This window comes from uncultured Campylobacter sp., from assembly GCF_938045225.1.
Taxonomy (GTDB): Bacteria; Campylobacterota; Campylobacteria; order Campylobacterales; family Campylobacteraceae; genus Campylobacter_A.
Window position 1 is genome coordinate 1 of the sequence record NZ_CALINL010000240.1, and the last position, 10,419, is coordinate 10,419.

Here is a 10,419-nt window from a genome sequence, read left to right on the forward strand (position 1 = left end):
TCGCGTAAAATATCCCTTGCCCTGCAAGTCTAGGATCTACGTCCGCTCCGTCGTTAAAGGCTCTAGTGTAGTTTATCTCGTCCGCGCTGGGTTTAAATTTAGCATTGATTAACTCCCTCGTCGCGCTTGCGGACATACCTTGTTTTTGGTATTCGTTGATAGCTCTTTGGGTGTCTGCATATCTTACGGCCGATTGCTCGCGCGCACTCTCTAGGCTTTGTTTCGCCGCTTCTATTTGCTCGCCGTAAGCCTTAGCCGCCTCTCTTTGGTTCTCGAAGTTTTTAAATTTGACTATGTCTGCGTAAGTATCTGCGTCCACAAAGTCGCTTTTTTCTTTGCCTTGCGCAGCCTCTTTGACGACCTTTGCCGCCGTGTCTTCGTCCAGCCCCGCTTCGCCGATCGCAAACTCGCGCGCGGTCATCGTCTGGGTGATATCGTCTGTTTGCGCCGTATTTACTCCACCCGCTCCGCCGCCGGGCGGGATGTCCCCATCTTGCCCGTTTGCTACTTTTGCCTGTTTACCGTTTGCCGCCTTTATCTCGCTTCCGCCCAGCTCGTCCGTAGCGCGCAAAAAATCGCTATTTTCGGCCTGGCTTACCGCGTCCGCTTCGTTTGCGGCTCTGCTTGCGCGACGCTTCGCTATGAGTTTGCCGACACCTTGGATGCCTTGATCTATCGCATGGCCCAAAACAAAACCGCCCGCCGCTCCGTAGCCCATATTTTTTAGCGTCTCTTCGTCGTTTTTGCCCTCGCCTAGAGCCATCACGCCGCCGCTTGCCGCGCCGGTCCCCGCAAAAAATAGAGACTTTTTGCCAAACTGCGCCAGCTTGCTTCCTTTGCTGAGCAACCCAATGCCACCGATGAAATTTATCGGATCGGCGACCATCTCCGTGCCTATTTCAGCCACACGGCTACCCCACGACGTCTCACCGGTAGCTTTTTCGTAGTCGTCTCGCAGCTTCTCTGCGCTTTTGATTTTAGGACGCAAACCCTTTTCTATGGCGTTTTGATAGACGTAGTCCCCTTTTTCGTCGCGCTTGCCTTCATAAAACGGATTAATAAAATCGCTCACTCGTTCGGCGGCGTTTGCGATACCGGCTACCGCTTTGGCCGCGCCAAGCCCCCAACCGTGTTTCTTTGCGCCGAAGTCTTCAAATTTTTGCGCGCTTCTCGCCTCTTCTTCGCTCACGTCGCCGCGCATTATGCCCTGAACTAGCTTCCCGTCTAGCCCAGAGTCCGCTAGCTCGTTTCTTTTGGCTTGCCTATCTTGCATATATTGACGCTTAGCCATATCGGCGATCAAATTTGGCAAAAACCCCATACCCTCTAGCTGCGCTATTTTTTCGTCGCCCAAATATTCGCGTATAGTAACAGGCATCACATTGCTCCGTCATCACCAAAAATAAACGGCTTTTTCCTAGCTAAATCGTTTTTTCTATCCTTGTATCCGGACTGATCGCCTTTGGCTTCGCGCCTAGCATCGGACTCTTTTGCCAGCTCGTCTACGAAATTTTTATTAAGATAATAGCCGTCTTTGGAGTTTTTTGTTACGCCAAGATGCGCATACTCGTTATATGTGGCTGCATCGACTTTCACCCAGCTTTCATCGCCAGGAGCGGCCTTGTTTGAGCTAAAACGCTGCATGATGTTTCCTATGGCCAAGACTTCTGCGTCGCTCTTGCCTTTTGTTTCATTCGGGAAAAACTGCCTATACGCCGCTACGTTAGCCGCGTCTTCTTGTTTTTGGCGGTTTAGCTTATCGACGCGCTCCTGCGCTAGCGATCCGTAGTAGCCCGCTTGCGCGTTAGCTCTAGCCCAGTCTACGGCTCTATCCTTGTCCGCCCTTAGAGTATCCATACTTAGTTTGTAGTTATTCCACTCCTGCTCTTTGCCGAATTTGTCTTTATCCCACGCAAGTTCGTCGGCCTTAGCTTTCATCGTCTCGGCATGCGAGTTTTTCCTAAAATTTAGCTCGTCGTTTCTAAAAAGCTTCTCGTCTTGATACCTCTGGTTTTCGTCGTCTATCTTTTGACGCTCCTTGCCGATCTGCCCTATTTTCATGAGACTATCGCCAAAAGCCGCAAAGCCCGCTCCGATTCCGGCACCCTTGCTATATTCGGGCGCTCTTAGATAGTCAATGTTAAATCGCATTCTCTTCGTCCTTTCTCTTGCTCATCGCGCTTAGCCATCCTTGCTCTAAATTTTGCTGCGCCTGATTTCGGCGACGCTTTTCTTCTTTGAGTAGATCAAGGTTTAGTTTATAGGTTTTATCCGCAGCTTTGCCTTGTTTGTAGGCGCTATATGCGCTGCCTAAGCCGCCGACTAGCGCGCCTGCAGCCTGCAAGCTATCGGCATTGTTTTTAATTCCGCTTGAAAGATTTTTCCACCAATCCCACATCTTTTCTCCTTTTTAAATTTTTATCTTATTATTACTCTTTGACGTCCTAAATTTCGTATATTATTTCTTGCCGCTCTTGTTGCCGCCCGAGTTTTTCTCGGCTTGCCTTTGTCTACTTTTCTCCCCGCGGCTTGTTTTGCCGTGTCCGGTCGTGCCGCCGATGTTGCCGCCCCTGCGGTTGCCTGAGCTATTTGCGCGTCCCCCGGAGTTCATGGCGCCGCTCACGCTGCCGCTTTTGCCGGCTTTATCGGCCGCCTCGGCCGCCATTGCGCCGCCTCTGCTGTGCGCTCCGGTACCGTTGATCCCGCCTCGGCTACCCACTTCGCGATTCCCAAAAAATCCGCGCTCGTAATCCTCTTTAAATTTTTGCATTCCTAGCGTCTTGCCCCATCTCGAATAGCCGTGATAGTTATACGCGGTTTGTCCAAATCTAGACCCTGCAAACCCTTCAAACGTATTCTTGTTCGTTCCGAGTCGTTGTATGCCGCCTTGTTGCATTTTGGCTACTGGGGCGACTGCGTCCATGATGTCGTCAAAGGCCGCGGAGTATAGCTGTTTTCCAAACGGAGAAAAGCCGTCGGGTTTAAACCCCGCCACCGAGCCAAACGTGCTCTTTTCTAGCGCAGTTTCTATCTGAGAGCGGCTGTAGTTTTGATTCATTCTCGACATGATGCTACCTGCATCCATAAATCTATTTGCGCGCGTTAGCCCCATGTCCCTTGCGGGTGTGTTTAGGTAGTCGCTAAATTTCTCTATCGGATGCGCGTATTCAAACTTCTTGCCCTTCCACTCGTAGCCCACCGTTTGGCCATACTCATTTTCTAGCTCGATCCTGCCTATATCAAACCCTAGCGCCCTTTTTACGCCGTCTAAAAATCCTATCTTTTGTTCATACATCGGTTCTCCCCTGCTCGTAAATCCAGCCAAATCGCCGCCGAAGCCGAAGTGATTATCAAGCCCGCTCATCACCTCAAACGTCTCCGTAAAAAGGCTATCCAGCGCAAAACCTATAGCCAAAGTGCCAAAAGCCGAAGTTATGCCCAGCGCCTTTGATAGCGTCTGTACGCCGAGGCTAACTATCTCTTTTTTTAGGCTTGCAGTTACGACGTCGTGGATCGTGGCCGCGCTTATTTGCCCATCGTACGCCCAGCCGGCGGCGATCGCTCCCAGCGGCCCCCACTTGTTCATAGCGTATCCTTGCAGCGCCGCTCTTAGCGCGCCTTTTTTCCTCTCTTCGGCTAGCTCCCTTAAAAACTCGCCGCTCACCGCTCCGCTTCGCCCTATAGTCCTGCCCTCTGGGCCGGCAAAGTCTTTGTCTCTCTCGCGCAATATATCTCTAGCTTTTTCTACCGCCTTGCTTACCGCGTTTTCTATCTCTTCGCCTGCAGCTTCGGCCGCCTCGTCCCTAGCCTTTTTGCTCCACTCGCGAAATATCAAAATTTGCATAGGAAGAAGCGCCAGCTCGGCATAGTCTTCATTCAGATCAAGCAATGAAAGCGTAAGAGAGTAGCTTTGAGAGATAAAAAGAGATGCGAGATTTGGCATAGGCTCAAAGCTCGGGCTATACGCCGAGCCTCCGGCAAAAAGATAATCAAAAGCCTGGGATCCCGCCATAAAAGAAAATACGTCACTATCTTCTGGATTAGTGACGTTTAAAATGTCGTTAAACGCGATATAGGTTTGCAAAATTTAGCCTTTTGGCGGCAAACTATTTGCCTTTTTTGATTTCGTAGTCCGCTATCGCTTTTGCAGCGATGCCGTCGCCTTTTGTGATAGCTGCGAGCAGATTGAAAAAATGTTCGTTCATAGATGCCGGCGGAATCAGATCGCGCTGAGCGAGGTTTTGCAAAAAGTCGCCTAGGATGGACGTAGCTTTGATGATACGATTGTCTTTGACCTGCCGCTCGATGGCTTTGTGTTGCTCTTCGGCGAGCTTTTGCTCGGCTTTGATTTTTTCTATCTGTGCAGCCGTGAGATCGTTTTGCGCCCTTAGCTGGTCCATCTCTAGCGGGTGTTTTTCTTTCATGTATTTATTTTTTAGCTCGAGCGCTTCTAGCTCTTTTTCTAGTCCTTGATTGCGCAGCTCTAGCGCGCGGAGCTCCTGGTCGAAGGTCAGCTCTTTTTGCGCTAGCTCCATTGCGTTTTGCATAGCGTTTTGAGTGAAATTTATAGATAGGTCCGCAAGCAGCCCCGAGATCGTTCTAGCCCTTACTTCGTCGTCGATGTTGTAGCTATCGAATTGCTCATCGATATACTGCGTGGTTTTTACAAACGGCGAATCTACGCAAGTCGCTGCCGCCAAAATTTTCTTAAAATTTTCTATGTATTTTTCATCGTATTTTATTTTGATTTTTTGCGCCATTACAGTCCCTTCATCTGCCGCTTGAGTTTGTTTAGGTTCGATCTTGCAAGGCTAGCCTGCGTTTCTAGCTCGTCTATCTCTTTGTCTGCGCCGTCCAGCTTTTTTGAAACGGCGCTAAATTTCGCGTCCGTAGAGTTTTGCAGGGCGTCGATTCTGCTTTCTATCCCGCCGATACTCGTTCGAAGCGTATCTATTTGGTTTTCCAGCGCGCGCACGCTATTTTTAAGCGCGTTAAAGTCTTCGTCGCTTACCGGCATAGCTCTATCTCGCTGGTTTTGGCAACGGCCAAATTTAACGCCGCTTCAAGCTCGTCCGGCGTTACCGGCTCGATCTCGCCGCCCGCTAGTTTCCACTCCAGAGCTTCAAGCCCTAGCCTACGCGCACGCTCTAGGGCTAGACTCATTCTGCTTTGAGACTTCTCGTCGCCTTTAAATTTACGCCCGTTTTTCGTCCTTACGACGATATTTGCGATCTCTTCTTCTTTGAGCGCTTTTATCTGCGCCTTTTGCTCCGCTTTTGCCGCAGCCTTCATGCCATCGCTTGGCTCAAATTTGCCGTTTTTAAGAGCGTATCCGTATGGGCTTTGCCCGTTTGGGATATCCACCTTGGCCGCTTCTACGTTTTTATACGCGGCGTGTTTTTCGGTGCCGCTACCTATGATTACTCCGTCTTCATCCAAAAAATAATACATGTTTCACCTTTCCACTAGATCTTGCTGATTTAGATATAGCATCACGGCCGCACTGTTTGGCCCCATCAAAAATTTATCGTTAAACGCCCCGTTGCTTGCCCTTCCGAGCAACGCTACGTGAGACTTAGAAAAATCAGATACGTTATAGAGCACTATGCAGGCGTTTGTCTTGGAGTTAAAATTTGCTTGGATGATTTTGTTGGCCGCAGAGTTGTTTTCAAAACGCTCTATTTTGATTATCGTGTTGGTTTGCTTAAACTGATCAAACGCCACGTCGCCGCTAAAATATATTTTCCTACCGATGATTTGAAACGGCGTATACGTTCCGCTCGAGTTTGCGATACGAAAATTATCCGCCATGACTTCAAATTTGCTCTGTTGCCCACTCCCATCGCTAAACTGCCAGCCCGTGATTCTGCCTTGCTTGTCCGTGATCAGGGATTTGACTTTGGCTAGATACTCTTTTGCCGCCGTCGCGATAGCCGCGGCGTTCGTGACCTTCACGAGCTCGGTTTCGGCTCTAGAGATGAGATTTGTCATGTCTGCGGTCATAGACCTGATTTTGCCGTCCAGCCCCTTTTCTACCTTAGTTTCGACGTTTTTTGTGATTTGGGTTGTGAGCTCACCGGGCAAACTCGCCTTAAGATGCTCGAATTTTTGAGCTATCGCGCTATTTTCGCTTGCGTAGGCTTGCTTGAGCTGATCTATGCTAGCGTTGATCTCGCCGAATTTTGCATTGATTTGCTGTATCGCCTGGGCTAGCGCTTCGTTGTCCGTAGTTACGGCGACGTCTTTATTTTTGACCATCGCCGAAATTTGACCGTTGATCGCCTTGACTTCGGTTTTTAGCTCTTCAAGAGCCTTGATTGTGCCGCGCAGCTTATCTCGCAAATTTTGATTATCGAAGGTTCTCTCTTTGGCTAGATAATCCTCGATGATGCGCTCAAGCTCGCTGATATGATCAAACGGGTTAAAAGGCACAGGTGCGTTCGTGCCGCCGCCGTCATCGCCCTCACCGCTTCCGGTGCCGGCTTCCGGATTAAACCCAAGAGGCCTAACCTCGAGATAATCGGGCGTTATATATGCTATGGTTTTATTAATATCTGACATGTTTGTTCCTTAAATTACCATGCAGCTTGTACGAGTTTTGCCTTGCCGCGCATGACGCACATCGCGTCGTTCCCTAGCGGCGGGCGTAGCCATACCGCATACGCATGCCATGCTCCGCCGTAGCCGAAACTATCGCTGATGTCGTTTTTTAAAAACCCTTCCTGCGCACTGTCCCAAGCGCTAGCCTCGGCAAATATCACGACGTGATTTTGTTTTACCATGCCGATATTTTTTAGCTCTAGCTTCGCGCCGCTTTTGATGTTTTCAAACACGAGGTCCACGATGCGAAATTTGGGATCGAAAACTAGCGGCTTATTAAAACGATCAAAATACGCGATATCTAGCCCAAACGCACTGCCGATCACGAAAGTTTTGTCATAATAAGCATTCATTTTTTACTCCTCGTCGGGGCTTGCCCCGGACTTTTGCCCCCGGCGCGTCACACCGCCAAAGCTCTATTTCTCCAGCCGTTGGCGTAAATTTTTAGCTTAGGATTTTTTTCTATCAGCTTGTTGTAGTATTCTAGCTCGGCACGGTCAAACTGCTTGTCGAATCGCTCCTCGTCATATCGGTTTATCGCCGCTATCGTCTGATCGCCCACTATGCCGTCATTCACTACGCCTACAAGTTGTTGTGCAACTCTTACGGCGGGCTTTACGCCGACGTTCACGGCAAAGACGAACATCTCATTCGCTTTGATTTGGCTTGAAATTTCGTCAAGCCTCATACGATCCCAGTATGCCTCTTTGTAGAATGCTCGCACTTGCGCACGCAAATTCTCTCTGCCGTAAAGCGCACGGGATATTTTCTCGATGTCGCCGCCAAGAGCCACCGTCCCTAGTATCTCATCCCAGCCAGCCCAGTGCGGGTGGGCGTCTTGGTATATTCCCATAAACGTCCAACCCTTTTCTGTTGGGTTTTTATCTAGCGCGTTCTCGGGACGAGAAAACTCCAGCCTCATCAAAATTTGAAATGCCTCGTTAAAATTTGCCATTTGTCGCTCCTTGTGTTAATTATTTTTCAAATTTTTAACGCTTTTCTCTGACGCGTTAAAATTTTTCTCGAAAAATACGCGCTCCTTATGCTCGCCTTTTTTGCCGATGTTAAAGCCCTCGACGGGGCGGTGATAACCCATTACTCGGCTCCATACGGTGCATTTCGTGCGCTGCGTCTGTACCGCCTGCAATATCTCGCTATTTGTCATCTTCTCGCTCCTCGTGCCTAAAGCTTCTGCCGTAGTCCCCGTAGTCGTAGCTATTGCCGTTTAGCCCTTCTATCTTTTTCTCTACGGCTTTATCTATCATCGCGGTAGCCCACTCCGCCCCTCGCCAAGCAAAAAACCCGCCCACTGCTAGCGAGAATTTAGGCGCCTGCGTAAAATAAAACGTCGTTTCATACGCTAGCCAACACACAAACATCGAGCTAGCCGTACCTACTGCTAAATTTACAAGCCTTTGCGCGCCTTTTTTGCCGCTATTTGCCATATTGAGCAGTCCGCCCACTAGCCCCACCAAAATCACCCAAAAATAAAGCCCTATCTCCTCTATTACGTCATCCATTTTTCTCCCTCACTTCGTGACTAGCCACATTAGCAAGATTGACAAAACGATCTCGATAATAGCCTTTTTGCTTAGCCAAAATTTTCTAGCTCTAGTCGCCAACTCTATCATCTACGCACCCCTTTAAAAGCCTATCCGCCGCTACGGCGTATTCCATAAGCTCCTTAAACGTCTGCGGATTGTTTGGGTCGTATTCGGGCGGCGTAGGCAAATCCTCGCGCTTTATGCAAGCTACGGGCGTTTTTACCTCTTTATACTCCGTACGGGCGATGATTTGTGGCTCTTTGCCCGCACATCCGGCTAGCATTAGTGCGCAAGCTAGCACGCATAAGGTTTGAGTGTTTCTCATCTTAGCCCCTTAAATGCCTTAGCCGCTACGCTCGCCGCGTCCTCGTAAAATTTCAGTTTTTCTTGACACTGTGCGTCTTTAGCCGGCGCGGCTAGTTTTTCAAATCTCGCTTTTGCTTGTTTGGCTTCTTTGATAGCGTCTTGCTTTTTTGCCTCCAGCGCTTCAAATTTAGCGTTTTGCAAATCTATACGCAGGTTACACTCGCTTAGATTTGCCGCCGAGATTTGCAGGTTTGCTTCTTTTATAGCTAGCTCTTTTTGCGCCTGGGCTAGCCCCGCTTTTGCTTCTTTGACGTCGCTCTTTAGCTTCCATATTTCAACCCCAAGCCCTAGCATTACGCCCGCAAGAGCGCCGATTACGATTAGCCAGAGCTTGTTTGCGATTAGGAAATTCATCACGCTCCTTTCAGTAAATTTACTGTAATGACTACGACCAAAATTACCGCCGCGATAATCGCAAATTTGACCGCCGAGCTCATTGTTTTATCCTTTTAAACGGATTTATCGCCCAGACCGTCTGGAGTATCTTTTTGTCGTTCTCGTCCATATACGTATGCTTGTTATCCTCACGCATACCTACGACGTCCATCAGTTTCCAGCCTAGATAGATACGGCAGTACCATTTTGATTTGCCGTAGCGTATCTCGCGGTAGTAGCCAAAACGCTCCGTCCCGTCTTTCATCTTGCAAGTAACCAGGCACTCAGTTGATTTTTGCCCTTTGTTGTATGTTGCGAATACGTCGCCTTGAGTGCGCACCGTGCCCGCGTCTATGTCCTCGACTTTGACACCGAGATACTTCGCGCTGAATACGCCTATGCGGTTGCGATACAGCCAGCATAGTCTAGCCCAATACGTCCTATTCTTGCCGTTCGGGAAATGTTCGCCTCTCCACCCGTCGTCGCCGTTGATGCCGTAGTCTGGGTCATCAAACCACGCCGCCCATCTTGGCAGTTTTTCGCTCTCTTTACCGCAAAAAAGCAAAGCGATCGGCACGACGAAAAAGGCCAAAATCTCAAGCGGTATCTCTACCGCTACGTTTTTTGCTATTTGAAGTTTTTGTTTCGCCGTGAGTTTCATCGTCATACCTTTCTGATTTTGCTTGCGCCTACGCCTGATTTGAGACGGAATTCACTGGCAGAATCTATCCCCGCGCTTACTACTATTTGGCTTAAGGATGTTAAGCCTTTGACCAAAGATATGTTATAATGCCCTCAGAAAAATAGGAGAAAATCTTTTCATGACTGAATATAAAAATATTGTAGTGACAGGTGGAGCAGGATTTATCGGTTCTCATGTTGTTCGTGAGTTTGTGAAAAATCTCCCGCAAACGAAAATCATCAACCTTGATGCCCTTACATACGCAGGAAACCTTGAAAATCTGAAAGATATAGAAAACGAACCAAACTATATCTTTGAAAAAGCAGATATCACAAAACCCGAAGAACTAAAAAAAGTTTTTGAAAAACATAATCCAGACGCGGTGATACATCTCGCTGCGGAAAGCCATGTGGATAGAAGTATCACAGACCCAAATGCTTTCATCAATACTAATGTAATGGGGACTGCTAATTTGCTTAATCTTTGTAAAGAGTTTTGGACACTGAATCCAGAGCATACACACGGAAGATTTCCTAACGAACCGAGAAAAAATCTTTTCTACCATGTTTCTACGGATGAAGTGTATGGTGCTTTGGGAGAAACAGGATTTTTCACTGAAGAAACGCCTTACGACCCAAAATCTCCATATTCTGCGAGTAAAGCTGCCAGCGACCATTTGGTAAGAGCTTATGGAAACACCTATGGACTTCCTTACATTGTTTCTAATTGTTCAAACAACTATGGCCCAAATCATTTCCCAGAGAAACTGATTCCGCTTTGTATTTCTAATATTATCAACGAAAAACCACTGCCAATCTATGGTGATGGTAAATATACCCGCGACTGGCTGTT

Annotated in this window: 16 protein-coding genes; 1 reads left to right on the top strand and 15 read right to left on the bottom strand. The window is 48.4% G+C overall.

The annotated features are described in order from the left end of the window. From Q0200_RS08500 to Q0200_RS08570, 15 genes are all read right to left on the bottom strand, one after another. Positions 1-1,378, bottom strand: a 1,378-nt coding sequence (locus Q0200_RS08500; protein ID WP_297940261.1) for a hypothetical protein, incomplete at its 3' end; no start/stop codon positions are given. Then, on the bottom strand, positions 1,378-2,151 hold the full coding sequence (locus Q0200_RS08505) for a hypothetical protein (RefSeq protein ID WP_297940264.1): 774 nt from the start codon (positions 2,149-2,151) through the stop codon (positions 1,378-1,380). The genes Q0200_RS08505 and Q0200_RS08500, both read right to left, overlap by 1 nt. After that, positions 2,141-2,398: a hypothetical protein gene (locus tag Q0200_RS08510; protein ID WP_297940267.1), complete on the bottom strand. Its 258-nt coding sequence runs from the start codon at positions 2,396-2,398 to the stop codon at positions 2,141-2,143. The genes Q0200_RS08505 and Q0200_RS08510 overlap by 11 nt, the downstream gene beginning before the upstream one ends. Positions 2,399-2,458: 60 nt before the next feature. After that, positions 2,459-4,084 (bottom strand): hypothetical protein, encoded by a 1,626-nt coding sequence (locus Q0200_RS08515; protein WP_297940271.1) that lies wholly within the window; start codon positions 4,082-4,084, stop codon positions 2,459-2,461. A gap of 22 nt (positions 4,085-4,106) precedes the next feature. Next, entirely contained in the window at positions 4,107-4,760 is a 654-nt protein-coding gene (locus Q0200_RS08520) for a hypothetical protein (RefSeq protein WP_297940274.1), read from the bottom strand. Further along, a complete protein-coding gene (locus Q0200_RS08525) occupies positions 4,760-5,017 on the bottom strand; it encodes a hypothetical protein (protein ID WP_297940277.1) in 258 nt (85 codons plus the stop codon). Before Q0200_RS08525 ends, Q0200_RS08520 begins: the two co-directional genes overlap by 1 nt. Continuing rightward, complete coding sequence (locus Q0200_RS08530) at positions 5,008-5,451, bottom strand: DUF4376 domain-containing protein (RefSeq protein ID WP_297940279.1); 444 nt, start codon at positions 5,449-5,451, stop codon at positions 5,008-5,010. Before Q0200_RS08530 ends, Q0200_RS08525 begins: the two co-directional genes overlap by 10 nt. 3 nt (positions 5,452-5,454) lie before the next feature. Continuing rightward, entirely contained in the window at positions 5,455-6,561 is a 1,107-nt protein-coding gene (locus Q0200_RS08535; protein ID WP_297940281.1) for a hypothetical protein, read from the bottom strand. A gap of 14 nt (positions 6,562-6,575) precedes the next feature. Beyond that, complete coding sequence (locus Q0200_RS08540) at positions 6,576-6,953, bottom strand: hypothetical protein (protein WP_297940284.1); 378 nt, start codon at positions 6,951-6,953, stop codon at positions 6,576-6,578. Positions 6,954-7,000: 47 nt separating this feature from the next. Continuing rightward, positions 7,001-7,555 carry a putative peptidoglycan-binding domain-containing protein gene (locus tag Q0200_RS08545; protein ID WP_297940286.1) on the bottom strand — a complete coding sequence of 185 codons (555 nt, stop codon included), beginning with the start codon at positions 7,553-7,555 and terminating at the stop codon, positions 7,001-7,003. 15 nt (positions 7,556-7,570) lie between these two features. Continuing rightward, positions 7,571-7,765, bottom strand: a complete 195-nt coding sequence (gene nrdD, locus Q0200_RS08550; protein ID WP_297940289.1) for an anaerobic ribonucleoside-triphosphate reductase — start codon at positions 7,763-7,765, stop codon at positions 7,571-7,573. Beyond that, positions 7,755-8,120, bottom strand: coding sequence for a phage holin family protein (locus tag Q0200_RS08555; RefSeq protein WP_297940292.1), 366 nt, complete (start codon positions 8,118-8,120; stop codon positions 7,755-7,757). The genes nrdD and Q0200_RS08555 overlap by 11 nt, the downstream gene beginning before the upstream one ends. Positions 8,121-8,211: 91 nt before the next feature. Then, complete coding sequence (locus tag Q0200_RS08560; RefSeq protein WP_297940295.1) at positions 8,212-8,469, bottom strand: hypothetical protein; 258 nt, start codon at positions 8,467-8,469, stop codon at positions 8,212-8,214. Beyond that, positions 8,466-8,864, bottom strand: a complete 399-nt coding sequence (locus Q0200_RS08565) for a hypothetical protein (protein ID WP_297940298.1) — start codon at positions 8,862-8,864, stop codon at positions 8,466-8,468. Before Q0200_RS08565 ends, Q0200_RS08560 begins: the two co-directional genes overlap by 4 nt. Before the next feature lie 79 nt (positions 8,865-8,943). Beyond that, on the bottom strand, positions 8,944-9,546 hold the full coding sequence (locus Q0200_RS08570) for a hypothetical protein (protein WP_297940300.1): 603 nt from the start codon (positions 9,544-9,546) through the stop codon (positions 8,944-8,946). Positions 9,547-9,706: 160 nt separating this feature from the next. On the opposite strand from Q0200_RS08570, the gene Q0200_RS08575 reads away from it, so the two are divergent. Next, positions 9,707-10,419, top strand: a 713-nt coding sequence (locus Q0200_RS08575) for a GDP-mannose 4,6-dehydratase (RefSeq protein ID WP_297940303.1), incomplete at its 3' end; no start/stop codon positions are given.

Bases quoted from the DNA above. Each gene is read 5' to 3' on its own strand.
- Q0200_RS08505 (WP_297940264.1), bottom strand. From the start codon at position 2,151: ATGCGATTTAACATTGACTATCTAAGAGCGCCCGAATATAGCAAGGGT.
- Q0200_RS08510 (WP_297940267.1), bottom strand. From the start codon at position 2,398: ATGTGGGATTGGTGGAAAAATCTTTCAAGCGGAATTAAAAACAATGCC.
- Q0200_RS08520 (WP_297940274.1), bottom strand. From the start codon at position 4,760: ATGGCGCAAAAAATCAAAATAAAATACGATGAAAAATACATAGAAAAT.
- Q0200_RS08525 (WP_297940277.1), bottom strand. From the start codon at position 5,017: ATGCCGGTAAGCGACGAAGACTTTAACGCGCTTAAAAATAGCGTGCGC.
- Q0200_RS08530 (WP_297940279.1), bottom strand. From the start codon at position 5,451: ATGTATTATTTTTTGGATGAAGACGGAGTAATCATAGGTAGCGGCACC.
- Q0200_RS08535 (WP_297940281.1), bottom strand. From the start codon at position 6,561: ATGTCAGATATTAATAAAACCATAGCATATATAACGCCCGATTATCTC.
- Q0200_RS08540 (WP_297940284.1), bottom strand. From the start codon at position 6,953: ATGAATGCTTATTATGACAAAACTTTCGTGATCGGCAGTGCGTTTGGG.
- Q0200_RS08545 (WP_297940286.1), bottom strand. From the start codon at position 7,555: ATGGCAAATTTTAACGAGGCATTTCAAATTTTGATGAGGCTGGAGTTT.
- nrdD (WP_297940289.1), bottom strand. From the start codon at position 7,765: ATGACAAATAGCGAGATATTGCAGGCGGTACAGACGCAGCGCACGAAA.
- Q0200_RS08555 (WP_297940292.1), bottom strand. From the start codon at position 8,120: ATGGATGACGTAATAGAGGAGATAGGGCTTTATTTTTGGGTGATTTTG.
- Q0200_RS08560 (WP_297940295.1), bottom strand. From the start codon at position 8,469: ATGAGAAACACTCAAACCTTATGCGTGCTAGCTTGCGCACTAATGCTA.
- Q0200_RS08565 (WP_297940298.1), bottom strand. From the start codon at position 8,864: ATGAATTTCCTAATCGCAAACAAGCTCTGGCTAATCGTAATCGGCGCT.
- Q0200_RS08570 (WP_297940300.1), bottom strand. From the start codon at position 9,546: ATGAAACTCACGGCGAAACAAAAACTTCAAATAGCAAAAAACGTAGCG.